At 63.0% G+C, this 25,159-nt stretch carries 35 protein-coding genes and 1 tRNA gene; 25 read left to right on the forward strand and 11 right to left on the reverse strand.

What is annotated here, in order from left to right:
- Window positions 1-136: 136 nt before the first annotated feature.
- Window positions 137-1,537, forward strand: a complete 1,401-nt coding sequence (locus tag VT03_RS13195; RefSeq protein WP_075093399.1) for an MFS transporter — start codon at window positions 137-139, stop codon at window positions 1,535-1,537.
- A 38-nt stretch (window positions 1,538-1,575) separates the two neighbouring features.
- On the opposite strand, the gene VT03_RS13200 is transcribed toward VT03_RS13195, so the two are convergent.
- A complete protein-coding gene (locus tag VT03_RS13200) occupies window positions 1,576-1,968 on the reverse strand; it encodes a hypothetical protein (protein ID WP_075093400.1) in 393 nt (130 codons plus the stop codon).
- A gap of 135 nt (window positions 1,969-2,103) precedes the next feature.
- Window positions 2,104-2,433: a hypothetical protein gene (locus VT03_RS13205; RefSeq protein WP_075093401.1), complete on the reverse strand. Its 330-nt coding sequence runs from the start codon at window positions 2,431-2,433 to the stop codon at window positions 2,104-2,106.
- A 939-nt stretch (window positions 2,434-3,372) separates the two neighbouring features.
- Between VT03_RS13205 and VT03_RS13210 the strand changes: the two genes are divergently transcribed.
- From VT03_RS13210 to VT03_RS13255, 11 genes are all read left to right on the forward strand, one after another.
- Window positions 3,373-3,444: transfer RNA gene (locus tag VT03_RS13210), tRNA-Met, on the forward strand.
- Window positions 3,445-3,593: 149 nt separating this feature from the next.
- The gene (locus VT03_RS13215) at window positions 3,594-4,064 is read left to right on the forward strand and encodes an HNH endonuclease signature motif containing protein (RefSeq protein WP_075093402.1); all 471 of its coding nucleotides are present in this window, start codon (window positions 3,594-3,596) and stop codon (window positions 4,062-4,064) included.
- Window positions 4,061-4,510 carry a hypothetical protein gene (locus VT03_RS13220; protein ID WP_075093403.1) on the forward strand — a complete coding sequence of 150 codons (450 nt, stop codon included), beginning with the start codon at window positions 4,061-4,063 and terminating at the stop codon, window positions 4,508-4,510. The genes VT03_RS13215 and VT03_RS13220 overlap by 4 nt, the downstream gene beginning before the upstream one ends.
- 10 nt (window positions 4,511-4,520) lie before the next feature.
- Entirely contained in the window at window positions 4,521-5,108 is a 588-nt protein-coding gene (locus tag VT03_RS13225; protein ID WP_075093404.1) for a hypothetical protein, read from the forward strand.
- Window positions 5,109-5,111: 3 nt separating this feature from the next.
- Window positions 5,112-5,333, forward strand: a complete 222-nt coding sequence (locus VT03_RS13230; RefSeq protein ID WP_156514466.1) for a hypothetical protein — start codon at window positions 5,112-5,114, stop codon at window positions 5,331-5,333.
- Window positions 5,315-5,683 (forward strand): hypothetical protein, encoded by a 369-nt coding sequence (locus VT03_RS13235; RefSeq protein ID WP_075093406.1) that lies wholly within the window; start codon window positions 5,315-5,317, stop codon window positions 5,681-5,683. Before VT03_RS13230 ends, VT03_RS13235 begins: the two co-directional genes overlap by 19 nt.
- The gene (locus VT03_RS13240; RefSeq protein ID WP_075093407.1) at window positions 5,677-5,910 is read left to right on the forward strand and encodes a carbon storage regulator; all 234 of its coding nucleotides are present in this window, start codon (window positions 5,677-5,679) and stop codon (window positions 5,908-5,910) included. The genes VT03_RS13235 and VT03_RS13240 overlap by 7 nt, the downstream gene beginning before the upstream one ends.
- Window positions 5,907-6,800, forward strand: a complete 894-nt coding sequence (locus VT03_RS13245; protein ID WP_075093408.1) for a hypothetical protein — start codon at window positions 5,907-5,909, stop codon at window positions 6,798-6,800. Before VT03_RS13240 ends, VT03_RS13245 begins: the two co-directional genes overlap by 4 nt.
- The gene (locus VT03_RS13250) at window positions 6,793-7,056 is read left to right on the forward strand and encodes a hypothetical protein (protein ID WP_075093409.1); all 264 of its coding nucleotides are present in this window, start codon (window positions 6,793-6,795) and stop codon (window positions 7,054-7,056) included. Before VT03_RS13245 ends, VT03_RS13250 begins: the two co-directional genes overlap by 8 nt.
- Window positions 7,057-7,066: 10 nt before the next feature.
- Window positions 7,067-7,216 carry a hypothetical protein gene (locus tag VT03_RS33450; RefSeq protein WP_156514467.1) on the forward strand — a complete coding sequence of 50 codons (150 nt, stop codon included), beginning with the start codon at window positions 7,067-7,069 and terminating at the stop codon, window positions 7,214-7,216.
- Window positions 7,213-8,424 (forward strand): hypothetical protein, encoded by a 1,212-nt coding sequence (locus tag VT03_RS13255; RefSeq protein ID WP_075093410.1) that lies wholly within the window; start codon window positions 7,213-7,215, stop codon window positions 8,422-8,424. The genes VT03_RS33450 and VT03_RS13255 overlap by 4 nt, the downstream gene beginning before the upstream one ends.
- Window positions 8,425-8,438: 14 nt before the next feature.
- Here VT03_RS13255 and VT03_RS13260 read toward each other — a convergent pair whose 3' ends face one another.
- Window positions 8,439-9,068, reverse strand: coding sequence for a hypothetical protein (locus VT03_RS13260; RefSeq protein WP_075093411.1), 630 nt, complete (start codon window positions 9,066-9,068; stop codon window positions 8,439-8,441).
- A gap of 47 nt (window positions 9,069-9,115) precedes the next feature.
- On the opposite strand from VT03_RS13260, the gene VT03_RS33455 reads away from it, so the two are divergent.
- Complete coding sequence (locus tag VT03_RS33455) at window positions 9,116-9,427, forward strand: hypothetical protein (RefSeq protein WP_156514468.1); 312 nt, start codon at window positions 9,116-9,118, stop codon at window positions 9,425-9,427.
- Here VT03_RS33455 and VT03_RS13265 read toward each other — a convergent pair.
- Complete coding sequence (locus VT03_RS13265; RefSeq protein ID WP_075093412.1) at window positions 9,369-10,190, reverse strand: serine protease; 822 nt, start codon at window positions 10,188-10,190, stop codon at window positions 9,369-9,371. The two genes, VT03_RS33455 and VT03_RS13265, sit on opposite strands and share 59 nt — an antisense overlap.
- A 193-nt stretch (window positions 10,191-10,383) precedes the next feature.
- On the opposite strand from VT03_RS13265, the gene VT03_RS13270 reads away from it, so the two are divergent.
- Window positions 10,384-11,058, forward strand: coding sequence for a hypothetical protein (locus tag VT03_RS13270; protein WP_156514469.1), 675 nt, complete (start codon window positions 10,384-10,386; stop codon window positions 11,056-11,058).
- Window positions 11,059-11,060: 2 nt separating this feature from the next.
- Complete coding sequence (locus tag VT03_RS13275) at window positions 11,061-11,375, forward strand: hypothetical protein (RefSeq protein WP_075093414.1); 315 nt, start codon at window positions 11,061-11,063, stop codon at window positions 11,373-11,375.
- 434 nt (window positions 11,376-11,809) lie between these two features.
- Here the strand turns inward: VT03_RS13275 and VT03_RS13280 are convergent, their stop codons facing one another.
- Window positions 11,810-12,628, reverse strand: a complete 819-nt coding sequence (locus VT03_RS13280; protein WP_075093415.1) for a hypothetical protein — start codon at window positions 12,626-12,628, stop codon at window positions 11,810-11,812.
- Between the two features lie 970 nt (window positions 12,629-13,598).
- On the opposite strand from VT03_RS13280, the gene VT03_RS13285 reads away from it, so the two are divergent.
- Both VT03_RS13285 and VT03_RS13290 read left to right on the forward strand, forming a co-directional pair.
- Window positions 13,599-13,859 carry a hypothetical protein gene (locus VT03_RS13285; protein ID WP_156514470.1) on the forward strand — a complete coding sequence of 87 codons (261 nt, stop codon included), beginning with the start codon at window positions 13,599-13,601 and terminating at the stop codon, window positions 13,857-13,859.
- A 147-nt stretch (window positions 13,860-14,006) separates the two neighbouring features.
- On the forward strand, window positions 14,007-14,999 hold the full coding sequence (locus VT03_RS13290) for a hypothetical protein (RefSeq protein ID WP_075093417.1): 993 nt from the start codon (window positions 14,007-14,009) through the stop codon (window positions 14,997-14,999).
- On the opposite strand, the gene VT03_RS13295 is transcribed toward VT03_RS13290, so the two are convergent.
- The 4 genes from VT03_RS13295 to VT03_RS13310 all read right to left on the reverse strand — a co-directional run bounded on the left by VT03_RS13295 (window position 14,976) and on the right by VT03_RS13310 (window position 16,511).
- Window positions 14,976-15,266 carry a hypothetical protein gene (locus VT03_RS13295; protein ID WP_075093418.1) on the reverse strand — a complete coding sequence of 97 codons (291 nt, stop codon included), beginning with the start codon at window positions 15,264-15,266 and terminating at the stop codon, window positions 14,976-14,978. The genes VT03_RS13290 and VT03_RS13295 overlap by 24 nt on opposite strands.
- Window positions 15,267-15,536, reverse strand: coding sequence for a hypothetical protein (locus VT03_RS13300; protein WP_075093419.1), 270 nt, complete (start codon window positions 15,534-15,536; stop codon window positions 15,267-15,269). It lies immediately after the preceding gene.
- 226 nt (window positions 15,537-15,762) lie between these two features.
- Window positions 15,763-16,323 (reverse strand): hypothetical protein, encoded by a 561-nt coding sequence (locus VT03_RS13305; RefSeq protein ID WP_075093420.1) that lies wholly within the window; start codon window positions 16,321-16,323, stop codon window positions 15,763-15,765.
- Window positions 16,320-16,511 (reverse strand): hypothetical protein, encoded by a 192-nt coding sequence (locus tag VT03_RS13310; protein WP_075093421.1) that lies wholly within the window; start codon window positions 16,509-16,511, stop codon window positions 16,320-16,322. Before VT03_RS13310 ends, VT03_RS13305 begins: the two co-directional genes overlap by 4 nt.
- A 130-nt stretch (window positions 16,512-16,641) precedes the next feature.
- Between VT03_RS13310 and VT03_RS32695 the strand changes: the two genes are divergently transcribed.
- The 8 genes from VT03_RS32695 (at window position 16,642) to VT03_RS13345 (ending at window position 22,458) form a co-directional block, all read left to right on the forward strand.
- Window positions 16,642-17,610, forward strand: coding sequence for a hypothetical protein (locus VT03_RS32695; RefSeq protein WP_156514471.1), 969 nt, complete (start codon window positions 16,642-16,644; stop codon window positions 17,608-17,610).
- The gene (locus VT03_RS32700) at window positions 17,565-17,867 is read left to right on the forward strand and encodes a hypothetical protein (protein ID WP_082846181.1); all 303 of its coding nucleotides are present in this window, start codon (window positions 17,565-17,567) and stop codon (window positions 17,865-17,867) included. The genes VT03_RS32695 and VT03_RS32700 overlap by 46 nt, the downstream gene beginning before the upstream one ends.
- Window positions 17,864-18,010, forward strand: coding sequence for a hypothetical protein (locus VT03_RS33460; protein ID WP_156514472.1), 147 nt, complete (start codon window positions 17,864-17,866; stop codon window positions 18,008-18,010). The genes VT03_RS32700 and VT03_RS33460 overlap by 4 nt, the downstream gene beginning before the upstream one ends.
- Window positions 18,003-19,214 (forward strand): hypothetical protein, encoded by a 1,212-nt coding sequence (locus VT03_RS13325; RefSeq protein WP_075093424.1) that lies wholly within the window; start codon window positions 18,003-18,005, stop codon window positions 19,212-19,214. Before VT03_RS33460 ends, VT03_RS13325 begins: the two co-directional genes overlap by 8 nt.
- A gap of 9 nt (window positions 19,215-19,223) precedes the next feature.
- Entirely contained in the window at window positions 19,224-19,517 is a 294-nt protein-coding gene (locus VT03_RS13330; protein WP_156514473.1) for a hypothetical protein, read from the forward strand.
- A gap of 71 nt (window positions 19,518-19,588) precedes the next feature.
- Window positions 19,589-19,930, forward strand: coding sequence for a hypothetical protein (locus tag VT03_RS13335; RefSeq protein WP_075093426.1), 342 nt, complete (start codon window positions 19,589-19,591; stop codon window positions 19,928-19,930).
- Entirely contained in the window at window positions 19,923-20,312 is a 390-nt protein-coding gene (locus tag VT03_RS13340; protein ID WP_075093427.1) for a P27 family phage terminase small subunit, read from the forward strand. Before VT03_RS13335 ends, VT03_RS13340 begins: the two co-directional genes overlap by 8 nt.
- Window positions 20,242-22,458, forward strand: a complete 2,217-nt coding sequence (locus VT03_RS13345; RefSeq protein WP_075093428.1) for a terminase gpA endonuclease subunit — start codon at window positions 20,242-20,244, stop codon at window positions 22,456-22,458. The genes VT03_RS13340 and VT03_RS13345 overlap by 71 nt, the downstream gene beginning before the upstream one ends.
- A 19-nt stretch (window positions 22,459-22,477) precedes the next feature.
- Here the strand turns inward: VT03_RS13345 and VT03_RS13350 are convergent, their stop codons facing one another.
- Together VT03_RS13350 and VT03_RS13355 are read right to left on the reverse strand one after the other, a co-directional pair.
- Window positions 22,478-23,380: a hypothetical protein gene (locus tag VT03_RS13350; protein WP_075093429.1), complete on the reverse strand. Its 903-nt coding sequence runs from the start codon at window positions 23,378-23,380 to the stop codon at window positions 22,478-22,480.
- A gap of 244 nt (window positions 23,381-23,624) precedes the next feature.
- Window positions 23,625-25,112 (reverse strand): hypothetical protein, encoded by a 1,488-nt coding sequence (locus tag VT03_RS13355; protein ID WP_075093430.1) that lies wholly within the window; start codon window positions 25,110-25,112, stop codon window positions 23,625-23,627.
- Window positions 25,113-25,159: the final 47 nt, after the last annotated feature.

A 25,159-nucleotide genomic window follows, 5' to 3' on the forward strand; every position in this document is an offset into this window, starting at 1 on the left:
GTGAAACACCAAGGCACCAGGGAGGCACAAAGGTCACCAAGGAGGGAGAAGGCAGGCGCGGGAAGTTCGTTCTTCTTTGTGTCCTTGGTGCGATCTTGGAGCCTTGGTGTTTAACCCTCCCCGGACATCTCTCCCGATGGAAGACCGAGAGCCAGCTCCCACGCGAGTTCGCTACGGCGTGCTGGCGCTCGTCTGCGGCCTGTCGATGATCACGTATCTCGACCGGGTCTGCTTCGGCGCGGCGGCTCCGTCGATGGCCGCCGATCTGGGACTCACGGGGGTCGCGGAACTCAAGTGGGCCTTTGTCGCCTTCTCGCTCTCCTACGGCCTCTTCGAAATCCCCGCCGGCTGGCTCGGCGACCGCTGGGGGCCGCGGGGGACGCTGATCCGGATCGTGAGCTGGTGGTCGGTCTTCACCGCGCTGACGGGGCTCGTCGGCATGAAGCTGGGGTCGTGGACGCTGGGAGGACTGACGTCGCTCATCGCGCTGCGGTTCCTCTTTGGCGCGGGCGAGGCAGGGGCCTACCCCAACATTACGCGGGCCATCCACAACTGGTTTCCGGTCGAGCGGTGGGAAACGGCGCAGGGGATGGTCTGGATGTCAGGCCGCCTGGCGGGGGGGATCACTCCGTTCCTGTGGGCGATCCTCGTCGCGGGGACTCCCACGGCCCAGCCGCTCATGCACTGGCGGGGGGCGTTCTTCGTCTTCGGGGCGGTGGGGCTTGTCTGGTGCGCGGCGTTCGCGGTCCTGTTCCGCAATCGGCCCGAGGAGCACCCGTCCGTCAACGACGAGGAGGCCCGGCTCATCGGCCGCCGCGAAGAGAACAGCGAGGAAGGGCACGCCGTCCCCTGGCGGGCGCTGGCGACCAACCGCAGCCTGATCGCGCTGTGCCTCATGTACTCGCTGATCAACTATGGCTGGGGCTTCAACATCACCTACCTCGCGGGGTACCTCCAGGAGCGGTACGCCGTCCCCGACAACGACCTCTGGGGAGCGATCTACAAGGGAGCCCCGCTATGGGTCGGGGCGGTCGGCTGCGTCACCGGAGGCATCGTGGTCAGCGCCGTCTCGCGGCGACTCGGCGATCGGAGGCTCGGCCGACGGGTCGTCTGCATGGGGGCGCTCCTGATGTGCGCCGCCTGCTGGTGGTTCGCTCCCAGCGCCCCGGACATGCACTGGTTCTGCCTGCTGATTTCCCTCGGGGCCTTCGGGATCGACATGACCCTCGGCGCCGCCTGGGCCTCCTGCCAGGACATCGGCCGCCGCCACGCCGCCGTCGCCGCCGCCTGCATGAACATGATCGGAACGTTCGGGGCCGCAGTGGCCGGGTGGGTCACGGGGACGATCGTGCAGTGGGCCGTCTCGGAGAAAGCGGCGTCGCTCGGAGTCGCGGTGAGCGAACTCGGCACAGCCGACCGCCACGCCGCCCAGATGCAGGGGTTTTCGACCGTCTTCTCGACCTATGCGGCCGTCTATGTCGTCGCCGCCCTCTGCTGGCTGGCGATCCATCCCCGGGACTCGGCCGAACAGCCTTGAACCCGCCGGAGATTCGAGCCCATCGCCGACGTGCCCCGCTACTGGTCGATCCAGGTCGGCGCAGTCGGGCCGGTTTGCCGAGTCGAAGGAGCGTCGTCGGCCTGGTCATCGGCGCGCAGATAAACGCTGCGAACGATCAGAGCCACGCCGATCGATCCCAGCGCGAGCCCGATCGACCAGGTCCCGCTGGCCAGGAGCATCCCGCCGAGCAGCGGCAGCACCAGTCCGAACTGCTCGTCGAGGGAACCTCGAGCCGTACTGCGGAGGAGCAGCATGATCGCCGCGATCGCCGCCACGAGTCCGCCGACGGCCCGCATCGCCCAGCCGAGGGCGGCCTCGAACACGATCATATTCTGCGGGCGGTCGCCATTGATCGCGATCAGGAAGAACAAAAAGACGACGAGCCCGGCCAGCGGAATGACGAGACGCATGCGAGCACCACCAGGTTGTCAGAGCGAGCGGCCGCGCGAAGAGGCTCCGGCCCCACGGTCCAGTGTGGAGGCCGTCCTCCGTATCCGTCAATCCGACGTCAGACCGGCGGCACCACGGCGCTCGCCGGGAGACCGCTAGAGATACCCGATCCCGCCGCAGGTCTGGCAGTCCTCAACGGTGCTGAAGCCCGTATACCGCCCCGACCCGTGGCAGTCGCCGCAGCGGGCGGTCTTGATCCGGTACTCGTGCCGCTTCGGCCCGATTCCGTGGTAGAGCAGCGAGACGTTCGCCGGGTCGATGCCGTGGGCCTCCATCAGCTGATTCACGGCCGCCTTGGCGGAGGTCCCGCCGGTCCGGACTTCGGGGCGGGAGGTGAACCAGGCGGTCCACTGGCCGAAATTGTCCTCGGCGATGATCCGGGTCGGATCGGTGCCCCTGTTCGGCTGCGTAGTGGTCTGAGACATAACGATGATGGACTCACGTCTGGGGCTCCGCACTTCCCGACGGGAGACAGCGAAGCCATTTCCGCGGAGCGCGACCGCCCCGTCGCCGCAACGATATTTACGAAGGTCCCAAAAGCAAAATACCCGCGGGAAGCGACCGGAGGACAGAGTGTCCGGCCGGTCGAGTGACGGGATGCGAGAAAATAGGGCCGCCGGGATTCGAACCCAGAACCAAGGGATTATGAGTCCAACCGACCCGCTCACGCCGCGTCGGGACGGCGTCGGAAGCGTGGCGATCTCGTTGGCGCGTGTCCGTCAGATTCGGTGGACAGTCGGGTCCGACACGTGCGCGGATGCTGCCGTTGGGGACAAAAGTGGGGACAGCGTCAATCCGCCGCACTGTCGGTCACATCCGTTCAATTGGCGCCTGATCCACGAAACCATGTCAAGCTTCTCTTGTGACGTGAGCGGGTCAATTCTCGACGTCAAAGACGGCCACATCCGTTGAGAAGACGTCAAATCGGCCGAGTCCGAGCCAGCCCAGAATCAGGGGTTACAAACCCACCCGTCGCAGTGAACGCGATTGAGACAGAACTCGGACGGGAACCTGGGAGATGGGAAGCAAAGCTGAGGGCGTGATCGCTGCTGGTCAGAGCTACACGCTGGAAGAGTTCCAGGCTCGAGTTGGCCTTGAGCGGTCCGCAATGAGGACCGCCCGGAGCAACGGCTTGCCAGTTCGTTACGTCGCCAATCGAGGATACGTCCTCGGTGAGGACTGGCTCGCGTTCCTCAAGACGGCTCCGCTGGAACATGCGGGCGGGCGAACTTCGAAGCCACAGAAACCTTGAGATCCGGGCGGCGGTCGAGAGGGTGATGAGTGCTGGCCCGCCTCTCCCACCTGACTCCCGCCGCCCGGCTTTGAAACGGCGCCAGTCCATCGGCCCTTGGACGAACGCCATCAGTGGGGTGGAGCAGAGGTAGCTCGCCGGGCTCATAACCCGGAGGTCGTGGGTTCGAATCCCACCCCCACAACTGGATAGACGGATCAATTCGTTTGGCTGCGGGGGCGTCCGGAGGACGCCATCCCAGGAAGGACCCGCAGCCTTCTCTCACATCCGCGACGGGACGCCCCGCTCGCGATCCATACTCAGCCTGCGTGGGGACTCCCTGCGCGTACCGCCATGTCCGCAACCCTCGCCGAGATCCAGATCGACCGCCATGACGGCGTTCTCGATCGACTGACGCAGAAGTCGATGGCGGCGGAAGGGGGCTGCCGGCTGTGGCTCGGGGCCCAGAGGGGGACCGGCTACGGGGCGATGAAGATCTCCGGCCGCGTCATGGCGGTCCACCAGGTCGCATACGTCCTGGCTCACGGCGCCATCCCCCGCGGCCGTGTCGTGCGGCACCTCTGCGGCTGCTCGCTCTGCATCAACCCCGATCACCTGGCCCTCGGCACCGACCGCGACAACGCGCTCGACGCCGTCGCCCACGGCACCGCGCCGGGCCTCCGCCGCGGCGGGCGGATCGACGTCCGCGTCCGCCAGGCCGTCCTCGTCCTGTCCGACGCCGAGTTCTCGACGCACGAGATCCACCGGCTGCTCGACGTCCGCCTCTCCACCGTCAAGGACATCGTCCGCGGGAGAAAGTCATGACCCCTGAATCCCACCTGCAGTTCCGCGGCGGTCACGTCGACCTGATCCGCGTCCCGGTCCGGGCCTCTTCCCTCATCACGCCGGGGGACCTGGTCTGGAGCCATGCGGGATCCATCCGCAGCGCCCGTGAATTCCGGGCCCACAACGACGCCTACTGGCTGGTCGGCTTCCGCAAGGCGTTCCTTGGCATCGCCCAGGAGTTCTCGGCCGACGGACAGACCACGCCGATCCTCGTCGATGTCAGTCCCACCAGCATCTACGAGCGGGAGGTCGCCTACGACGCATACGACGTCGGCGAAGGCCTCACCCCGGACGTCTTCTCACACCGGAAGCATTGCCTCTGCTCGGTGCCAATGGAGCTGGCGATCGCCCGCTCCCGCGACTTCGTCGACCGCCCGGCGTCGTCGCTCCGCGTCTCCTTCCTCTCCGCGTTCCATCGTTCCTGAAAGGTTTGCCATGCCCATCCGTACGCCCATCGACCTCGGGGCCAAGATCAAGATCCGCAGCCGCGAGGACCTCGAGTCGGCAATGATCGTCCTCCGGTCCGTGTCGTCTCAGTCCCAGCAGCTCCACGCCCGCCGGAACGCCAAGGTCGCAGACCTGGACGCCGAGCTGGCGGAGAAGGACTGCGTCACCATCGGCGAGGCATCGCTCCCCTGCAGCGTCTACACCGAGTCGCTCGAGGCCGCGATCGTCGAGTTCCTGGAGTCCGGGCCCGCCGAACTGGCCGGCCAGCGGACGATCACGATGCCCGCGGGCTCGATCGAGATCCGGAAGAATCCGGACAAGATCGACGCCGTCAAGGGGAAGACGAAGGACGCCCTGACCAAGGCCGCCCTCGAGAAGATCAACGCCGACGACGCGGCGACGACGTTCCTGGAAGGCTTCGGCCTGTCCGAGTTCTACCGCATCGAGCTCAAGCCGGATCTCTCCGGCATGAAGGCCCTCCTCGAGAAGAAGAAGCTCACGCGGGAGCAGCTCCGAGGCGCCGGCTACCGCACGCTCGCTGGCGAGGACCGCATCGAGATCAAGGTCGGGGACTGATCCATGTCCTCAGTCGCCCCCATGCCCGATTGGCTCCTGCGAAAGCAGCAGGAGCTGCGGGCCCGCTGCTCGGAGAACCGCGTCGCGAAGTCGATCGACGCTCTCTGCACCGACTGCGGCAAACCGGGGGCGTGCTTCCAGCAGTTCGACGACCGCCGCGAACGCGTCGCCTTCCGATGCGTCGATTGCGAACAGAAGAGGCCGGAATGCGCCCCGACCACCTGAGCTCTCCACCAACAGCTCTCAGCCCTGCGATCCGCTCGGCCGCGGCGGAGCTGCTCGCCGAGCTCGAGGCGCACCGGCTGGTGGTCATCAAGTTCCGCACGACGCACGAGGGTGATGAGACCTGGCGGCGGGCGGCGATCAGCAGCAACCCCCGTTGGTACTCCCGGCTGTGCCGCCGTGAGGAGAAGTCCCGCCGGCGATACCCGAAGCCCCGAACCGTGATCCGCCGCGTCGAAACCCTCCGGGTCCTGCGGCGAATCGTCGCCGGCACTGCCGACCCGGCCAGTCTCTACGTCCGTCGGCTGATGCCTTTCATCCGTGAACGAATCGAACAGGAGGTTCCGTGCTAGTCCTTTCCCGCCACCGAGACGAACGAGTCGTCATCACCGACACCGCCACCGGCGAGCGGCTCGAGGTCCTCTGCGTCGAGATTCGAGGGGACAAGGTCCGTCTCGGCTTCGAGGCGTCCAAGCGGTTCGCGATCCACCGCGGCGAGATCCAGGAGCTCGTCGACCAGGGCGTCCCGCCTCGAGCGACGCCCTCCCCGGCGGCACGTCCTGCGGGGGGGATGCCATGACGGGGTTCAACCGCGAGCACTTCGCAGAGCTCGGCCTCGAGCTCGCCAATCGTCCTTATCCCACGCCGGAGGGCCCGGAGTACTACGCGCGGCTCCTGTGGCCGGACGGCTCCTGGAAGCCAAAGCTCACCGAACACGTCGGGCGGGAGTTCGCGATCTCCCTCGAGCGGGAGACCTTCTCCCACTGCGGCACCATGACGCGGCGCCGGCCGCTGGCGGAGTTGCCGGCCTACCTGCAGACCTGCGGGATCCCGAACCGAACCAGCGAGGCGCCGGAGCGAGGGATCAGCCCGCTCGTCGGCGCGGTCGCTCAGATTCAGGCCGCCGACGCGGTGATGGAGAAGTTCCGAAAGGAACAGATTCACGTTCTGGAGATGTGCCGCACCTCCCAGGCCTCTCCGCCGGCTGCCGGTGAGCCCTCGTTCCTGGACGAATGCCGGTCGAAAGGGATCGAGGTCAACCCGTTCCCGCTGACGGCGGAGCGGCTCACCTTCGCTGCGACCTACCGCGGCAAGCGGTTCCACGTCTATCCGAAGTCCCGCTCCGCGATGTTCGGGTACCGGATCCCGTTGGGCCGCCGCTGGGAGTCTCAGACTGTTGACGAGGCCCTCCAGGCGATCGACGCCGAACTCGATGGCCCGGTAACACCGCCCGCGATGTTCATCCCCGAGCCCGCTCCTCCCGCCGTGGATCCGCCGCCGCGGTCGATCGACTGTCTCTACGAAACGCGTCACTCGATCGAGCGGATCGGCGGCAGGATCGCGGCGGGCGTCCACCTGCAGCTCCTCGCGCTCACCCGTCCAGGACACGGCAACTTTGCCCGCCTGGACGGCCAACCCGTCCTGTCCGACGTCGCCCTCGAACGCTTCCGTGAGGTGAGCTGTGTCTGAGACCCGCCACACCCACGCCTCGCTTCTCCGCCGAAAGCGGAGGGTCATCGCCGACCTCGAGCAGATGATCCGGGACGTCCAGTACTGGAACCGTCAGCCGCAAGCGGAGGGACGGGAGCTTGACCTCTCTCCGGAGCGGGCCGCGCTTGATCACGCCCGCCGCTCCGAACAGCTCTGGCTCGAGCACCGCACCGCCGAATCGGCCGCGGAATGGGATCTCGTCATCGCCACCCTCGAGGGACCGGCCCATGTGTGAAGGACCAATCATGTCGGACGAAATGTCGAAGCTCGTCGAAGCGGTCACCGACCAGGCTCCGCCACCATCTCCCGCGTCGCCTCCAGGAGACGACTCCGCGCCGGACCTCGGCCGCTGGGAGTCGGACGGCGGCGCCACGCCGGAGGCCGATGGCGAATGAGTGGGCAGATCCCTTTCGGCAAAGACTATCCCCGGCGATCCGGGTTCTTCGGCTGCAAGTTCCTCCGGCACCTGCTGCGGAGCGGCGTGGTCTATGACTGCGGCGCGGATGGGCTCCATCTGCTCACGCTCGTCGCCATGACCGAGGACTCGACGAAGTATCGGTACGCCCCAAAGTTCTGGCGGAACCAACTCCTGGACCTCCTCGGATGGAGCAAGAACAAGCTCCAGCGCGTCCGTGGCCGGCTCGTCCAGATCGGCTGGCTGCATTACGAGCCGGGCGCCAAGGAGCGGGCGTGCATCATGTGGGTCCTCGTCCCGGGAGGCGACGCGACGATCGATGACACGCCGCTCGGGGTCACGGAGGGGGACGACCTGATCCTCGCCGGCGACCCGGGAGCGCCGGGATTGATACCCACGGATGGGCCCGAATCCGGGACCAGTGCGGGTCCGAATGCGGGACACAAGCGGGCCCGAATCCGGGACACCTTCTCCCCTTCTCCTAGACCTATACCTTCTCCTCCTCCCTCTCCGCACGGGGAGGAGGAGGATTTGCGGAAAGGTCGGAAGAGGCAGAGCCGACGGAGGCGAGTCTTCGCCCAGGATGGCTCCGCGTCGCCCGATCCCGTCCGAGAGCGTCTGTTCTCGGATCTCGTCGCCCGGGCGTCTGCCTTGGGTGTCTCACTGGCGGAAGAGGCGATCCAGTCGGCGGTCTGCCGCGGAGCCTCGCTCGAGCACATTGCCGCAGTCTTGCAGCATGCCGCCGAGCCGCCGGTCTACCAGCATCCGGAGCGCGGGGCAGTCCGCCCCTGGGGAGGCGGTGCCGTCTGGACCCGTCTCGACAACCCATCGCACCTGATGAAGCCACCCTCGGAGGGCTGGGCTAGGCCCGACGAGGACTGGCAGAAACTCCACGCCAAGGCGCTCGACGCCGCACGGCGGGAGAAGGCCGCGGTCGATCGACAGACGCGGCAAACGGAGGCGGAGGCCTCGACCGAAGCCGAGCAGACGCGTCTGCGTCAGCTCGAGCTCCAGTTCGGCGATCAGGTCAATCGGCTGACGAATCGGGACGCGATCGAGCTCCTGCTCGCTCACGGCCCCAAGGTCAGCTCCTACCTGGTCGGGCACGTCCGCAAGTCCGGGACGAAGGGGCGCGTCGTTCGCGCCGCCCTGCTCAAGGCCTTTGCTGAGAAAGCGGGGTCGAACTGATGACCTACCTGCCTTCAGTTCAGATTAATCGTTTGAGAAGGCGGAGCCGGCTTGTCTGGATTCTCTTTCTGACTCGGCTCAATCCGAAACTCTTGTGCAGGGCGCTGAAGGTCAACCGGATCGCGACCAGCCGGCCCAATTGCGCCGGAGACCGGAATGAAGTCAGGATGCGTGGCCAAGGCCTGCGCGGCCCACGCTGCTCGCCTTCCACTCGTCATCCCAGCACGCCTTCGAGCAATCGCCTCCAGCTCGCGAGAAATCGCATCGAGGCGTTCCATGACCCTCTTCTCAGTCGTTGCGTTCACGAACTCTCGGACGCGCTTCTCAAGCTCGGGGCGGTCCAGCCGATCAATGGATTCGTCGCTCTGCTTTTTCAGCAAATGCCTCATCTCGCTCTCGCTCATCTCGAGAGGCGTGTCGCCCAAGCCGAACTCGTCGCGCGCGGGAACAGTCAGATCGCCGGCGATGTGCGGCTTGTCCGGGGGCCCGAGATCAAAGCCTGGTGCCGGGACCGATGCCGAACCGAAGTCCTGCGCCGTGAGTTGTTGGTGTCCTATGGCCAAGGCCACGCCGAGAAACGTCAGTACCCACAGACCCTTTTTCATAACCGGCCCCTCCGTGTGGTTGGAGAACAGCGAATCCAAGACAGCTTACCTGTTCCCACTCCAGCTTGCGAAGGCGAGGTGCGGTGATGGCAGCCGATCAAGCGACCGTGGACGTCTGGTTTCGGGGCGAGGAGATGGTCGTTGCGTGGGTGACGACCGAAAGCGTCACCGTCTATTGCGGCGACCACGTCCGGGGCACAATTGCGGCAGAGCTCTGCCGGCGCGTCTTCCGCGAAAAGCTGGTTCCCGAATCGGCCATCGATCAGGTCCTGCAGGTCCACCTGACCACGCCGGTCTGCGTCCGCGTGGCGGTTAATCTGTGGTGCCAGAGCTTGACGCTCAGCAACTCGCAAGTCTTCGTAGAAGAGGTTCAAACTCGAGCAGTCTTTCCGCTTTAATCACAAACGCCAAGTTCATGGGAATCTCTGTCTGGATTGCCGATGAAACGCTTGTGGGGACGGCCTCCACGACAATCGTTCCATCCGCCTTGTACATGGGCGCCGCGTACAGGACTCCTATTAGCCTAAGTCGGTCCCCAAACGCGATCCCGTTCTTTGAGCGATATGAACCCTCGTTCATGATGACAACTGGAGATCCACTCGATCCTGGAAAACATGCGATGTCAATCGCAAATTCCTTCCGCCCTTGATAGTCGAACAGGATGTTGGAAGCGGTCACTCCGCGACGAATGATCGGGAAGTTATTCACCTCATCTGCCAAGCCTAGTGGATACCCAGCCATCAAGACTTCTTCGACACCGAAGAGAGAGTTTCTCTCCTCGTCGGTCAAAAGGAAACCAGCTCCTAGAGGCGGTTGAACCATCGCCAAGCCTCGCGCCTGCAAATTGCTCATCAGCCCTGCCAAGCAGAATACGCACAGATCGACGGTAGGATCAGGGTGATCGATCCATTGGCTGCGGAACGGGTTAATTTCAACGGTCCCATGCTCCACTGCGCCTAGCCCCGAAATGTTAGCGCAGTGAAAGCGGAACGTTCCCGTCGTTGCTCCATCTACCACGTGCTTGTTCGTGACAATCGTTGGGATCGCCTGATCGCCTTCCTGGGCAAAGTCGAAGCGAAAGCCCGTGCCGACACCGTTGTCGCATTCGATTCGGACCGTCGAATAGAACAAACCCTCTGACATGGAACGCATGCTGACCATGTGGCACTCATCAGAATTGGCAGACTTGAGTCGAGCACTCGTGCCTGACAGCGGCGACGATAACAAAAGTTGACGCAACGGGAGTAGTGGGACTCGACGGTGCCGACCGTGAACTGGCGGAGAGAGCTTTCGAGTCTATCCGCCGTCGAACGTCAGGCAATCATGACTGAGATCATAGGAGGGGATGACCGCGATGGGTGAGACGAAAGAGCGACCGATCCTGTTCAGCCGTCCGATGGTCACCGCCATCCTGGAGGACCGTAAAACAGAGACGCGGAGGATCGCCCGGCTGAATCTCTCCGTGATGGACCCGCGGGGCCCGGACGGACCGGCCAAGGAGGGCCTCCGCGCCGAGGCCCGTCGAGCCGCCCTCAAGATCGCCGACTTCCAGGTCGGAAGGCGGCTGTGGGTCCGGGAGGAGCACTACCGCTACGGGCATTGGGAGCTGATCCCCGGCAAGACGACCAGGACGGGCCGCCCGAAGTGGAGGTTCGTCGCCGATCTCCCTGGAGTCACCTTCGATCCGCCGGCTCACTTTCGGAGGGCGATGAGCCGCTCCGATCCGGCCACGCCCGCCTGGCACAAGCGGCTGGCCCGCTTCATGCCGCGCCGGATGTCGCGGCTCTCCCTCGAGATCACGGCGGTCGGTCCGGAACGGTTGCAGGAGATCGAGGCGTGGGACGTCGTGGCAGAAGGCGTGGACGATCCGAGTTGGCATGATTCCTTCGACTATACGGGGCGCGACTTCATCGACTTCGGCGCCGCGATCAAAGCATTCGCCGGTCTCTGGGAGACCATCAACGGTCCCGAATCGTGGGACGCGAATCCCTACGTCTATGTGGTCCAGTTCCGAAGATTGGAGTCCTGATCGTGTCGAAGAGATTGAGCGTTGATGTCGTTAGGAAGGAACTGGAGCTGCTGGCGGCCGGCGCAAACGGTGGCGCCGTCGAGCTCGATCCCCATGGGGAGTGGCCAACCCTACTGCAGTATCTCCCTCCCGATCGCACCGAGGTGTTCGCATGGGCGGTTCGGGATCGGTTCTTTCCGAACGACGTCGATGGGACGTTTCTGTTCTCTATGACGTCAGCGTCAAAGTGGGAGACGTTCGAGTCTCTGGCGAACGAGATCTGCAAGGAGCGGAAGCGTCTGGATCAGATGGCCTCAGTCAGAGCCGGAGGGACGTGATGGAGCGTCAGACACCCGCAATTGAGACACGTCGCCGGACCTGCCCGATTGTGGGTTCCGGGACGAGTACTCCGTCGCCGAGGACCGCTGCGCCCGGTGCGAAGCCCCGTTTGAGACGCCCCTTGATCCGCTGACGTCCGGCGTGGCTCACTGCGGCGTCTGCGACACCTTCTGGCGACAGTCGTTCCTGATCGATGTCGTCTGCCCCGAGTGTGGACAGAGAGTGTGCATTGCTCGACGTCTGGAAACCCTCTTGGCCATGAAGTGAAGGACGGGCCCCGTCATGAAGACCATCGAAATCGGATCCGCCGGCGGGAAGGCGTTTGCCCTCCCCCTCGATGCCGTGACGCAGACGATCGCGATTCTCGCCAAGCGGGGTGCGGGCAAGGCGGACGACAACTCAGAGAGAGAGATGGGGGGATTCAAGCCCTATTTCAGCCCTCACCTTCAAGGCGTGCTCGTTCCTCTTCCAAGGCGCGTATCCATTCGGGCATCGACTCGGCATGCGTCGTCGCAATTCGCTGAGCCTCTGCCTTTGTCTGTTCCTCGATCGAGCTAACGGCCGACTCATATTCCTTCCAAGTGTTACGACAGGCCTTCACCAGAGGTCCGGCAACGGGAAGAGTTTCGCTAAGATTCATTATCAAGAAGTAGATGAACGATGAAGCGTACTTCTTGGTAGAGACGACCGCGAAGAGCGATCCAGTCTTGGACCGCTTGAGCATGTTCATGACCCGCCGCAATGCCGCTTGAAGCCTGGCACCGTCCAGCTCGGGGATTATTGCTACCTGTTCTAGAATCGCGATGAGTTTGTCGATCAACGCGTTCAGCCCGTGCTGGGCACGAAACTTGTTGAACAAATCATCGACGTCGATCGACTCGCCGAACCGCGGATCGTCCCAAAGATGCAGTTCGACTACCGGCCTGACGGCGACGCATGTCAAAAGTGCATTCTCAACCGTTGCTTCATCCGACACGATGCCATCGCTGATCACGAAGAAGCCTCGGGCCCTCATATCGATTTTCACCAAATCCAGCGCGGCCGACAGTTTCTGAAGCCAGTGGGGTTCCCCCCTTACGGTCAAAAGTTTCTTTAAGCCTGCGATCGCCTGCTTCAAATGCTTGAAGTACTCAGTGAGTTCGGATCTTCCGGCGGCCGCATGTTCCACGTCTTTCAGTGAGGCAACCAACGCCTGAGTTGCCCGGTTCAGCTCATCGATGTTGGGGGTTGAGACCCGGTTCGAAAGTGCCATGCCTGCCCTGAGTTCTTGTCTGAGTCAGTGACTTCGATCCGCAGTGGAGAGTGTATCGAAATAGCCAACGAGATCGCTGTCGCCACGGATCACCGCATTCCCATCAGCCCGTGGGAGGTCGCAAACATTAAAAACCCAGAGAGCACCGCAGAAGTACATCCCCTAAGGTGTTCTGCACCTTAATGATAAGGCACAGGGCGGCGGCCCAGGAGGCGAATCCGGCACCGAGCAGTCTCGAGCTGCGGGAGTGGCTCCGGAAGAAGCTCAGCAAGGCCGAGAACGAGATTCTCGACGTCCTGGTCGCTGCGGCGGGCGATCGCCCGAGCGCAACTCAGATCGCAGAAAAAAACGTCAAGCGGGTATTCGGCCGATGCTGGCGGTTTCAACAACGCTTTGGCCCGGCTGCGGTCTCTCGAGGCGGCGGTGGGGTATGAGCGGGACGGCGGGGCGCGGGCTCACCCGGCATTCTTTGAGGGGTGAACTCAAGTTCTGGTGAGCTGACCTTTGCATCGGGGGCATCTGTAGCGCGTGATACCCTCCGTGGGATTCACGGAGGGACGACAGAATTGTTGTGAATCGGGCCTTGCGGTGGGGGGCTGCTATCGCGCTGAATGCGTGGCGTTGGGCCGTACCAGAGGAGTTTGTGAGATTTGGGCTTGCAGTGAGGGGGCTGATAGCTCGTTTGATGGGCTCGTGACGTCGTGGGCGTGACGGCAAGGCAACTTGGCCTTGCAGGGGGAAAACCCTAGGGCGCTGAATACTCGGCGACGGGGGTTGTGGCGGAGAAGTGGTAGCGCGCGAAATGTCGGGCAGGGGGGAGGAACGCCCGCACGGCGCAATCAACTCACCGTGGGGTAAGGAGAGGATTCTCCGAATTGTCAGTGATTTCTAGGGCGTCGGGGTTGTAGCGGAAGGATCGCTAGCGATCAGCATCGCGCCCATGACGAACCAAACCCGAATGGAGTTCGAGATGAGTAACCGGATGGAGTCGAGCATGAAGTCGGGAACGAAGCAGGGTCGCCGCCGGCGTGTTGCACCGCGCCCCACACCTACCCCTCCCTGGTGGAGCCGATGGAAACCCACGGTTCAGGGGCTCCGGGAGGGATTGGGGCGTTTCCGGGCGATCATCACGCGTGTTGATCCCAAGGTCTGTCTGGCGATGATCGAGCTCTTGGTGGCGCTGATCGGGCTCGCAACTTTGTTGCTCAAGGTTTACTACCAGGTCAACTGATCGTGATGCCGGAGATGGCAGGAGCGGAACGCCGCTCGTTCGGGTGATGAAATTGGTCGGAAGTATCGGCCACTGTCATTTCGTGGAACCTCGGATCGGACGTGAGTATGCTCCGTGCCTTCTTTTGACGCTCAGCGGGAGGGCCCAATGGCAGATACGACGTTCCCCACGAAGAAAACCGTCAAGGGGGTGTGGTTACTTGATGAGCAGCAGTTGCGGGAGTTGGATGGGATTCTGGACGAGGCCTTTGAAGTCATGATGGACATTCACAAGGCCACCATTCTGAAGAATCAGAAGGAACAGGTCGCGTGGACGGAGAAGAGATACTTCCGCAATCCCGAGGAGAAGGAGAAGGCGATCGAGGATGCGAAAGAGCAAGAGAAGAAGCGGGCCGTCGAGAAGAAGCGCCGTGAGATCCGGTTCATCGGTGTATCGGACAAGAAGTGCTTCGAGTCATTCAAGGAGGCCTTTTCCAGCCATGAGATGACCGAGGAAGAGCCAACAGGTTTCAAAGTCACCATGACAACATGGGGCGCCCGTCTCGATGTGACACTGGGAACGTTCTGGTTCGAGAACCTCAGCGGGCAGATCGAACCAGACAACAACAAGTCCTTATCCGAGTGTTTGGTATCTCTGGGAAACTGGGCTGATCGAACCAGACAGCCCAAGTGGATTCACCGTTGGAGGCATGGATACGTAGGTCTCGTTCTGGGAACGATCTTCCTGACAACTATGGCCCTCCTGTGGGTTGTGCAGAGCGGCACGACGACGCGCCTAACAGCCTTGGGCAAGAAGCTCGAAGGAATCATGAGGTCCGGGGTGACGGACGAGAATCGCAATGAGGCAATCCACCTGCTCATTCAAAGGGCCGTGAACGCCCCCGTTGTGGAATATGTCGCAGAACCTCACACCGTGTATCGCATGGGGCTTGTCGTTGCGATTGGGGCGATCGTTGTTTGGTTCCTGTTCAGGCCCCCACGAAATGCAATTGCGCTAGGGCAGGGACGCAAAATCTATCGGCGACACATTCGAAAAATATCCCTGGTGGACCGGTTCTTCGTCGGGGTCGTTGTGTTGGGGTTGGTTCCAACTCTGGTTTGGGATTGGGTACTGCGCCTACTTCAGGGCGCTGGGGGGTAGAATCGAGGAGGGGTAACCCTCATCCAAGACCGTCTTCACACGTCCCCATCGTAAGAGGTAGTGGTCAGGGCGACCGGCCACCGCCATCTCCCTGACGCATCGCTGGATGCAGCGACGGTAGTCGGGGTCGATGCGGAAGGCACAGCGGTGCTCGGCGAACTCCGTCGTCAGCGTGGAGCTGAGGGCCAGGATGACGATGTCGCACTGGCCGGGAGGGTATTTCCCCAGATCCTCGCCGAAGGACTTCTCCAGCGTGCGGATCGGCACTCATTCATCGGGCCAGCTCCAGTGGTCCATGCGGTCCGGCCAGTCTCCCTGCAGGATGCAGCTTGAGACCATGGAGTACTCGGGGCCGATCATCCCATCGCGCTCGGCCGGGCCGAAGGCGTACTGACGGACAACGGTCCGCTTGCGATCGGCGTACCACGCCTTCCACTCGGCATGACTTGACGGAGGGCCGCTGTGCAGCGAGCCGAGGAAGAGCCGACGCACAGCGCGAGCCATGAAGGCGCGGTTGTCTGGCGTGAGAAGCGACATGCGAACAACCTCCGTGATTCGCGGTCGGAGGCAGCGTAGCGGGCAGAAAATGGCATGTGAAATCCGCGTGGAATCCGGGCCGTACCGCACGCGTCTGGCATGCCATTGCGGCAGCCGCCCGACCGAGGGGGTCCTTCCCGCGGCCACCCCCCGGCCGACCCACAGCGGAGCGGCAACTTTGAGGGACACACTTTCTTTCCCTCAACGACCTCGAACGGAGATGGCGTCACAGATCGGGCCGTCGACGACGCCGGATCCGGAAGGCCTCAAATAGCTTCGGCTTCTCCTCGCGGTCGATGGGCTTGATCCGACAAGCCTGATATCGGAGCCAAGGCTCCTGGTACCCTGGGCTGGCCGGGTCGCTGAATCCTGGCGGCATGGAGCTCTGGAGCTTCTTTCGGAGCCGCGCGTCCTCCTTGCAGTGAATCACTGCGGCGATCACGAATCTCTCAAATATGTCACGGACGGCATCTTCCGTAGGAGGCTCAAGCGAGAGCAGCTTCTCCCTGATGACTTTTCGCGGGACGACATGCTCGTGGCGGAGCTGCTTCTTCCAAGCCCCTCGCGTCGTAGTCGTCCGCTTCAGATACACCCGGCGCGCTCTCGCCGTCCAGTACCTGCAGCCGCCGTGTTTCCCGTCGAACTCAGTCCAGTACCACATCGCCCGCTTCAGCACGGCACCCTTCGTTGGGTCCGCAACTGGTGCTGTGAGGATAAACGTGACATCCCTGATGATCTCGTCCTTCGAGTGGTACTGCCCGACCAAATCAGCTGGTGCCCGCGTCATTCTCGGGTTTCTCGCTCGTATGGCTTGTCGATGTTGATGAGGACCTCTTTGAGCCCGCCCCGCTCGGCGAACTCTCGCATCAGCTGCGCGACCGACGTCTTGTTCCGGGCCGCGTAGAGCTCGAGGGCCTTCTTCTCTTTCAGGGTGACTGTCGTTTGGAGCCTCTTGAATCCGAAGGGGAGTCCCATTGCGCGCACTTTCTCCGTGGACCTGTCTTGCCTGGTTCGCAGTGCTGCACCGCGAATGTCTCTTGCCACAGAGATGAGCCAAGGAGGGCCGCTCCATTTTCCGTGCTTTTTCCCATCTGTCGAGACGAACGTGCTGAAAACCCTGCTGGGACTCATACCGCTGCTGCAGTCCTGGTACGTCGGGGCTCCGCCGACGTCACCCGCTGGCACGACCAACGCCACCGACCGCGCCGGAGCCCTTCGAACTGCCCTCCTGATCTTCGTCTTGGCCGGCGGAGCTGCCTCCGCGACCTACCTGCAGGCGAACGTCACTGTCCTCGGCCTGGGCGTCGCCGGCGCGGCGACCGCGGGCTACGTGCTGGAGATCCTCCGCCGGAAGGCCAAGGACTATCTCGCCCTCTACCCCACGCTCGAGCAGACCGAGCCGGCAAGCCCCTTCCAAGTCTTCGAACAAGCCGTCCCGCTCCTGGGCCACGATCCCGATCCGAAGATCACACGAATCCGCCTCAATCTGGATCCGGACGCGCCCAGGCCGATGAGCCCGTTCCTGCTCCTCTTTGCGTTCCTCTGTCTCGCCGGCGTCGCGATGGCCTCTCCACCTGTCGCGGTGATCTCCGGGCCGTCCGGGGGGATCCCGGGGGACAAGATCGTCCTGGATTTCAGCCGCTCCACCGGAACGGTGTTCCGCGTTGACGTGCTGAAGCGGGGCGAGAGTGACGCCACCACGCATTTCGAGGTGGCGGTCGACGGGAAGTCGGTCGACATCCCGAGCTACCCGGGCATCTACGACGTGACGCTCACGGTCGCGAACGAGGAAGGGATCGCGATCAAGAAGAAGACTGTCACGATCCTCAACCTCTCGCCGACGCCGAGCCCGCCCGATCCCGCGCCGCAGCCCGAACCGGCGCCGCCGGCACCACAGCCCAAGCCGGTTCCCCCGAGCCCGCCCGCTCCGACTCCTCCGGCCCCCACGCCGCCCCCGACTCCGCCTGCTCCGCCGGAACCGTTCTCCCGGACGGTCGATTCGGTGCCGCCCGGTTCGTGCGTGACGCCGTGCAGACGAACGTCCAGGGCCCGCAGCGAGCCGCGGAGGCCCTGAAGGTCGCTGGAGTCTGGGAAGGCGTCTCCGCGGCGATCGCCGCCGGCACCGTCCGCGGGATGAGCTCGATCCTCTCCGCCGTCATGACGGCGAATCAGACAGCCCTCGGCACCGACGGAATGCTTCGGTGGAAGGCCTTCGGCACCGTCCTCGGGGCGAAGCTCAAGGAGCTCTACGACACCGGGACACTCAAGACGTCCGAGGACTGGGCCACCCTCATTGACGAGGGAGCCCAAGGCCTGCGAGCCGTGAAATGAGGCACCTCGTCGAGTTCCTGCTCGATCTCGCTTTGCCGATCGCTTGGCTCGCCGTCCTCGTCCTGGTCGCTCTGAACATCGCCGCGCACGTCCGCATCGACGCGCGGCTCAACGATCCCCCCTCTCTCCCCTGCCATGACTGAGCCCCGCCCCCGCTCGATTCGCGACCTGGTCGTCGCCGTCCTCCTGGCCTCGCTGGGGATCGGCTCGATCTCCGTCGGCACGATCAACGTCGAAGTGAACCGCGACGTCACGCCGGTCGAAGCCCGCAACGGGTGGGATCCGAGCCTGGTCGACCCGAACACGCCGGCCACCGAGCTCCGGGCTGTCGGAACGCTCAATGACACGGGCAAAGGGGCCATCGTCAAGCTGTGGGACTTCAGCAAGGCGATCAACGGCGGCAGGCACTTCCCTATCTTCCGCCAGCTCATCGGCGACTGCGTCGCCAACGGCGCCGCGAACGCCATCAATTACCGGCAGGCGGTCCAAATCGCCCGCGAAAACCCGGACCTCGAGTTCCGTCCCGCCAACCGGCCCTGGATCTACGGCGTCTCCCGGTGCGATCCGGAGATCGGCAAGGGGCGGCTCGGCCGCAGCGACGGATCTGTCGGAGACTGGGCGCGCCGCGCCGTCGAAATGCGGGGCGTCCTGGCCGATGACCACCCGGACGTCCCCCCGTACTCCGCCGCTGTCGCGAAGGAATGGGGCTTTAAGGGGGCTCCGCAGAAGTTCTACGCGATCGCCAAGGACTTCCCCGTCCATGGAACGGCCAAGGTCACCACCTACGAGGAGGTCCGCGACGCCCTGGCCAACGGGTATCCGGTCACGATCGCCTCGAATGTCGGCTTCGACATGCAGCCGGTCGTGCGGGACGGCAAGCACTGGGGCAAACGCTCCGGGAGCTGGAATCATCAGATGTGTCTCATCGGGATCGACGACACGGCCACCTCGCCGTTCGATCGCAAGACCGGTGCGGCGTACTGTCAGAACTCCTGGGGCGAGTCCGCCCACGGCCAGCCGGCTGACGACGCCCCTCCGGGCGGCTTCTGGATCGACCGAACGTCGATCGAGAAGATCGTCGGGCAGGGCGACTCCTGGGCCTTCTCCAGCTTTGAGGGGTTCAAGCCCCGCGATCTCAATTTCAACGTCTTCGGCGCCGGTCCGCCGGTCGCCGTCGCCCACTTCCCGACCGAGGCCGCTCCGCTGGCCCCGCTCTCCGAGGCTCTTTGCGGCCTGCAGGGGGGCTACGCCCAGATCCTGGGTGGCTCGGCCTCGCTCGCTTCCGCTCTGACGCTCCTGATGGCGGCTCGTCGCCGCCGGCGGAGTGCCACCACTCTCGCCGCTTGAGGTCCTTCCGTGTCCCGAATGCTCCGTTCGCTCTCCGTCCTCGCCGTGATCGCCCTGGTCTCCACCGGGGCCCACGCCGCGGGCCCCGAGGCCTTCAACGTCTTCACTCCGCAGGTCGCTGCGTCCGCCGCGCCGGTCGATTTCAACGTCTTCCAGGCTCCGGCGATCGCCAAGGTCGCTCCGGCTCTGCCGAAAACGGTGACGGTGGCCACCGCGGCGCCCGCAGCCGGCCACTGGGAGTGGCGGAAGGTCTGTAACGGCCGCGGGAGCTGCTTCAACCAGCTCGTCTGGGTCACACATTAAGGATCCCGCCGCCGCGGACGTCGTCGCCGGCCGGAGCGGATGACCTCTCCGGCCTCCTTTGAGGCCCTGTCATGCCGCTCCTCTCCACGGAAGCCCCTGAATCCCCCGCCCGCACCGACGTCGACGCCTGGCTGTGCCAGGAGGACGCCCTCGTCTGCGGAATGGACCATCCCGCCTCGATCGAGGCCCGCGAAGGCTATCTCCGCGGGATCCGGGCGGCCGCCGACGCCACCTGGCACGACGGCATCACCCAGAAGGAGTGGCGCCGGCGGACCCGGGAGGAGTACTTCCGGACGAATCCGGTCGTCTGCCTCATCGTGAAATGGATGATCGGCCGGCTCATTGCCTGGGCGATCGACAAGCTCCTCGAGCTCTACACCCGCCAACCGAGATTCGCCCCCCACCATGGCTGATTGGACGATTCCCGCCGACCTCCCCGCCGGCGTCCGATCGTGGTGGGCAGCCATCATCGAGCAGCTCCGCGAGACGGAGCGTCTCAGCGGGGCCCAGCCGATCCACGTCCGCCTCCTGGCCCAGTCGCTCTATCAGTACGACTGGATCACGGAGGAGATCAACACCCGCTCCACGCAGATCGACGAGCTCCACAGCGAGTCGACGGTCAAACGCCAGGTCTCGCCGGAAGTTCGCGCGCAAGCGGAGCTGCTGGAACAGATCCGGCGGCTCCTGAAGGACCTCCACCTTGACTCCCTCGCCGCAGACGCCGGTGACCCACTCGAATCGCTTCGCCGGCGAGTGGAACAGCGCGCTCACGAAGTTCGATGCAACAGCAATTAAGCAGCTCGAGGGGCTGCTGAGGCGGGCCACGAAGCCGCTCGACACGCTCGCGGACCTCGCCGACATCGCCAATGGTGAAGAGCTCGAGCTCCTCGTCACGGCCCTCAAGAAGCGGGATCCGCTGGAAGGCCTGAGCGGCTACGAACGCCGCAAGGCCCGTTCCGCCCAGCGGGAGAAACAGAACTCCCGCTCCGGTCGCGAAATCGGCCCGCTTCCCGAGGTGAAGGATCCGGAACGCCGCGCCCGGTGCGAGCATGATCTCCGTCTCTTCCTGCTGACCTACTTCCCGCAGGCCTTCCCGCTCCCGTTCGGCGATGATCACCTCGACGTCATCCGCAACATTGAGGCGGCCGTCGCCGAGCAGAAGATCTTTACGCTGGCCATGCCCCGCGGATCGGGGAAAACGACCATTTGCGAAGGGGCGGGCGGGTGGATCGCCGCCTACGGCAAGATGCCATTCCTGATGATCGTCCACGCCACGGAGGACAAGGCCGTCGCCGGCCTCGAGAAGATCAAGGCGGAGTTCGAAAAGAACGAACTCCTCGCCGAGGACTTCCCCGAGGTCTGCTACCCGATCATCAAGCTCGAGGGGATCCGCAACCGGGCCAAGGGCCAGGTCCTGAACGGTCTCCCGACGGAGATCATGTGGAAGGACCAGGAGATTCGCTTTCCGACGGTCCCCGGCTCGAAGGCCTCCGGCCTGATCTTCACCTCTCACGGGATCGATTCGGCGATGCGCGGAGCGAACCGCCGTGCTCCGGACGGGCGACGGATTCGCCCCAACTTCATTCTGATCGACGACCCCCAGACGGACTCGAGCGCGAAGTCCCGCGACGAATGCACGAAGCGGCTCGAGATCATCACGAAGGGGATCAAGGGGCTCGTCGGGCCCGGGGAGTCCCTCGGCGGCGTGATCCCCTGCACGGTGATCCAGCCCGGCGACGTCGCCCACACGCTGCTCAACTCGAAGCTCTATCCCGACTTCAACGGGAAGACGTACCAGCTCCTCTACGGAGAATCGAAGCGGATGGACCTGTGGCAGCAGTATGCCTCGCTCCTCCGCCTCGAGAAGGAAGAGAAGCGGCCCTGCATCGAGTCCCGGGATTTCTACATCGCGTACCGGGCCGAGATGGACGAGGGGCTGCGGGCCGGCTGGGAGTACCGGAAGCAGGCGCACCACGTCTCGGCGATCCAGTACGCGATGGAGCTGTTCCTGTTCGAGCCGGACTACTTCTACGCGGAGGGGCAGAACGACCCGCAGGACCCGCGGGCGGCCGATGACAAGTTCCTCCGCGCCGACGACATCGCCAAGAAGGTCACGAACTACATCCGTCGCCAGGTCCCGCTCGACGTCCGCTGGATCACGGCCCACATCGACGTGCAGAAGAACCTGCTCTTCTACAAGGTTATCGGCTGGACGCCGAACTTCAGCGGGTACGTCCTCGAGTACGGGACTTTCCCCGAGCAGCTCCTCTCTCACTTCACCGCCCGCCAGGCGAGCCCCACGCTGGCCGACATTTTTCCGGGCTCCTCTGTCGAGACCGCCCTCTACAAGGGGCTCGAGGCGGCGTTCCGCCAGCTCTTCACGACGGAATACCTCCGGATCGACGGTCTCAAGTGCCGGCTGTCGATCCTGGGCGTCGACGCGAACTGGCAGACGAAAACGGTGAAGAAGGCCTGTGTCGAGTCCCCCTGGGCGGGCTCGATCATGCCCATGCACGGCAACTTCATCGGCCCGAACGAGTGCCCGATCTCGGAATACAAGAAGCGGGAGGGGGAGTTCATCGGCGACGAATGGATCATCGCGGCCAAGAACGGCATCCGGTACACGCGGTACGACTCGAACTACTGGAAGACGTTCGCCGGCCGCCGCCTCGCCTCGCCATACCCGAATCCCGGCTGCCTCGTCCTCTACGGTCCTGAGGGAACCCGCCACACGCTGCTCTCGCGCCACCTCGACTCGGAAATCCGAACGCCGACGACCGGAAAGCGGACTGTCGATCAGTGGGACCTCCGGCCGGGCGAGTCAGAGAACCACTGGTGGGACAACGCGGTCGCGAACTGCGTCCTGGCGTCGATTTCCGGGGCTCAGACGACGCAAACGGAACGGAAGCAGGTCCGGGAGGAGAGAGAAATACACTTCTAGGCTATTCTTCGCTCTGTCGTCACACTTCCCAAAGCGAGTCCGTCTTGTAATGGCTTCGGAAGAATGCCACCAAGGCATCAGCCTTTGGCTTTATGTCTTTGTATTCCGCGGCGAATTTATTTGCCACAGAATAGGGCGTGAAGCTGCCTAGGTCGTCAGCAGACGGGAATAGCTCCGGAAGCCTTCTCGCCTCTGCCTCAAGAATCTTGAACATTTTCGTTTTGTTGTCGTGCACGGCGTCCAAGATTTCCTTTGTAAGTCGAATACATTCGGTAGGCAGCAAGGGGTTCTCGGTCATCTTCTGCAGTCGCCCGACAGTTTTCGCATAAGCGTTCGGGAGGTGAATCTGTTCTTGCTTGTATTCCTGCCAGTTCTCCTTCAGGAATTTACGGCGACTCTCCACCTTCTTTCTGACATCGTCCGGAGAAGACTTTCGGGGAGTGTCGATCAATTCCCAGCCGGCACTGGGCAACACAAGGCCGCTCGCACACTTTGCGGAACTGTACGGTCTTTTGCCCTCGTCTACCTTGGTATTGAAAAAGCAATTGGCATAGCTGTCTGCCAAAGACACGGCGTTTGCGACGATAAATTCATTGTACGCAAACAGTTCTCGTAGCTCAATTTCGTCTTTTCCGATAAACATGCTGACAAGCTGCTTGGCTGCTGCCAACTGCTCCTTGAACACCTCAGTTCTGAGTGGTTGCAACAGGGTCCGGCTCGCGCTTCGGTAAGTCTTTACCGTTACAACGGAGAGGCAGATCCAAAAGGCACACTGAATTATTATCTGCGTAATGTCGATCCAGTCCTTCTCGTCCCCACCAGTGGGCTGCGGGGAAACTGCGGCAGCCCACAGACTTGAGTGCATCGCCAAAAGTGCAATGGCTGTAGTGCCCGCGACTACCAGAACTCGCTTGGTCTTCATGGTTTTGCAATGTGCGAAAAGTGTCGAGATTGGGTGTTAATCCTTGCCATTTGCCGTCGGGAGTTAATGCGGACTCGCGAAGGTGAGACCGCTGGAGCCGGCCTTGGAAGTGCAACGGAATGCTCAATCTGGTCGCCCCCTCCCCTGCTTCGGGCTAGCGAAGATCCGACTTCGGCTCAGGGCAATTCAGGATACAAATGCGGGATGTGCGCCCGCGGAGCCGTAGCTGCTGGGGACGACGAGGTCATTTAGGTGGTTTGCTCGTGGAATCATCTTTGGGGGCTGCAGGATCCTTCTTCTCAGTGGCGTCCTGCTTTACTTCAGCTCTCGGTGTTATTGTGTACGTCCACTGCCCGTCTTTAATTTCTTTGTCAACCTTCCAGGTGAGCCCTGGCTGCCCGAAGGGGTTTGTACGTATTATGGTTTTGTCTCCAATAACCCACGTATTGACATCCGTGCTGTTTCCTCTTGCCCACGGTTGCGAATAGATCCAACCTTCGATGTCAGCGGCAGACTTCTGCGCGGCGATGTGCTCTTCCATTCTTTTTGCGCGAGCGGCTTCAGCTTCATTCGCAATAGCAGTGAGACTAGCCCTCAGTGCAGCCCCCTGTCTGTCGAACACCTCAGAGGACGCAATCTTCAGCTTTTCTATGAGCTGTTCATTCTGCTTCATGTGTGCTGCCTCAGCCTCAGTTGCGATGGCAGCAAGACTCGCTCGAAGCGCAGTGCCCTGCTTCTCGAACAGTTCGGTGGATGCGCCCTGCAATTTGGTAATGAGCTGCTCCAGTTGCTTCGTGCGAGCGGCCTCAGCGTCAGTTGCGATAGCTGCAAGGTTGGCTTTCAGTGCAACTCCTTGTGTTTCGAACACCTTGGTGGATGCTGCCTGCAATTCAGCCGTGAGGTGTTCAATCTGCTTCGTACGACCGGCCTCCGCCTCGATCGACGCAGAAACGAGACTAGATTTCAGCTCGGCCGATTGCATTCGAAACATCTCCATCGCCAGCTTGCGATGTTCTGCAAGTTCGCCATGAAATCCGTTCAATGGATTGACCCCGGTCCGATTCGCATCGTTCGCGATCGAAGATGTGGTTGGAATCAAGTAGGGCAATCCGGCGACTATCAGTACGAACATTGCTAAGAAGACTGTGAATCCTCCGCGAAATGCTGCCCGCCCCCGAGCCGATCTGTCTACTGAGTCAACCCAGCGAACAGGGACACGTGATCCGACGATGTCGTCTGGGGAAATCTCGTCGACTTCGTGAAGAGGCTTGCCCTCGGACGTGACAAAGCCTTTGACGATGTACTTGTCACCGCGATTAAATGGCTTGAAGTTCAGATCGACTATTTGATGAGGATTCGACGGACTAGGCTTGCTGTCAAAGCTCATTTTATGATGACGATCCTTCGATATCTCTTCGATGTGAATGAACCTGTGTCCGTCGGGGAGGGTGAGGCCCCAGTTGAAGATCTCGTGGTTCATCTCTGAATCATTGATTAGCACAACTCTCAGCAATGACAGATTCTTGTAGGTGTGGCTTCGATCGCCTTCCTCAACCAACACGTTTGCGCGGATTTGTGATGGGGCGGCGCCGGCGAGAATACCATCAAGAGTGGTCTGACGCACAACTTTCGGCAGCCTCGCTTTCCAGTAGTCGTAGCCGATCTTCAAGGTGGTTGCGCCGATACTTCCGCCAGCGAGTCCCTGAAGAAATCTCAGCCAATTATCGCCCATTCCTCCCTCCACGTCGTCGTCCGGTCCCTCATGGGAGGTGCCGGCTT

Source organism: Planctomyces sp. SH-PL14, assembly GCF_001610835.1.
Classification (GTDB): domain Bacteria; phylum Planctomycetota; class Planctomycetia; order Planctomycetales; family Planctomycetaceae; genus Planctomyces_A.

Coding starts and splice junctions, on each gene's coding strand:
- VT03_RS13195 (WP_075093399.1), top strand. CDS start 137: ATGGAAGACCGAGAGCCAGCTCCCACGCGAGTTCGCTACGGCGTGCTG.
- VT03_RS13200 (WP_075093400.1), bottom strand. CDS start 1,968: ATGCGTCTCGTCATTCCGCTGGCCGGGCTCGTCGTCTTTTTGTTCTTC.
- VT03_RS13205 (WP_075093401.1), bottom strand. CDS start 2,433: ATGTCTCAGACCACTACGCAGCCGAACAGGGGCACCGATCCGACCCGG.
- VT03_RS13215 (WP_075093402.1), top strand. CDS start 3,594: ATGTCCGCAACCCTCGCCGAGATCCAGATCGACCGCCATGACGGCGTT.
- VT03_RS13220 (WP_075093403.1), top strand. CDS start 4,061: ATGACCCCTGAATCCCACCTGCAGTTCCGCGGCGGTCACGTCGACCTG.
- VT03_RS13225 (WP_075093404.1), top strand. CDS start 4,521: ATGCCCATCCGTACGCCCATCGACCTCGGGGCCAAGATCAAGATCCGC.
- VT03_RS13230 (WP_156514466.1), top strand. CDS start 5,112: ATGTCCTCAGTCGCCCCCATGCCCGATTGGCTCCTGCGAAAGCAGCAG.
- VT03_RS13235 (WP_075093406.1), top strand. CDS start 5,315: ATGCGCCCCGACCACCTGAGCTCTCCACCAACAGCTCTCAGCCCTGCG.
- VT03_RS13245 (WP_075093408.1), top strand. CDS start 5,907: ATGACGGGGTTCAACCGCGAGCACTTCGCAGAGCTCGGCCTCGAGCTC.
- VT03_RS33450 (WP_156514467.1), top strand. CDS start 7,067: ATGTCGGACGAAATGTCGAAGCTCGTCGAAGCGGTCACCGACCAGGCT.
- VT03_RS13255 (WP_075093410.1), top strand. CDS start 7,213: ATGAGTGGGCAGATCCCTTTCGGCAAAGACTATCCCCGGCGATCCGGG.
- VT03_RS33455 (WP_156514468.1), top strand. CDS start 9,116: ATGGCAGCCGATCAAGCGACCGTGGACGTCTGGTTTCGGGGCGAGGAG.
- VT03_RS13265 (WP_075093412.1), bottom strand. CDS start 10,190: ATGGTCAGCATGCGTTCCATGTCAGAGGGTTTGTTCTATTCGACGGTC.
- VT03_RS13270 (WP_156514469.1), top strand. CDS start 10,384: ATGGGTGAGACGAAAGAGCGACCGATCCTGTTCAGCCGTCCGATGGTC.
- VT03_RS13280 (WP_075093415.1), bottom strand. CDS start 12,628: ATGGCACTTTCGAACCGGGTCTCAACCCCCAACATCGATGAGCTGAAC.
- VT03_RS13285 (WP_156514470.1), top strand. CDS start 13,599: ATGAGTAACCGGATGGAGTCGAGCATGAAGTCGGGAACGAAGCAGGGT.
- VT03_RS13290 (WP_075093417.1), top strand. CDS start 14,007: ATGGCAGATACGACGTTCCCCACGAAGAAAACCGTCAAGGGGGTGTGG.
- VT03_RS13300 (WP_075093419.1), bottom strand. CDS start 15,536: ATGTCGCTTCTCACGCCAGACAACCGCGCCTTCATGGCTCGCGCTGTG.
- VT03_RS13305 (WP_075093420.1), bottom strand. CDS start 16,323: ATGACGCGGGCACCAGCTGATTTGGTCGGGCAGTACCACTCGAAGGAC.
- VT03_RS13310 (WP_075093421.1), bottom strand. CDS start 16,511: ATGGGACTCCCCTTCGGATTCAAGAGGCTCCAAACGACAGTCACCCTG.
- VT03_RS33460 (WP_156514472.1), top strand. CDS start 17,864: ATGAGGCACCTCGTCGAGTTCCTGCTCGATCTCGCTTTGCCGATCGCT.
- VT03_RS13325 (WP_075093424.1), top strand. CDS start 18,003: ATGACTGAGCCCCGCCCCCGCTCGATTCGCGACCTGGTCGTCGCCGTC.
- VT03_RS13335 (WP_075093426.1), top strand. CDS start 19,589: ATGCCGCTCCTCTCCACGGAAGCCCCTGAATCCCCCGCCCGCACCGAC.
- VT03_RS13340 (WP_075093427.1), top strand. CDS start 19,923: ATGGCTGATTGGACGATTCCCGCCGACCTCCCCGCCGGCGTCCGATCG.
- VT03_RS13350 (WP_075093429.1), bottom strand. CDS start 23,380: ATGAAGACCAAGCGAGTTCTGGTAGTCGCGGGCACTACAGCCATTGCA.
- VT03_RS13355 (WP_075093430.1), bottom strand. CDS start 25,112: ATGGGCGATAATTGGCTGAGATTTCTTCAGGGACTCGCTGGCGGAAGT.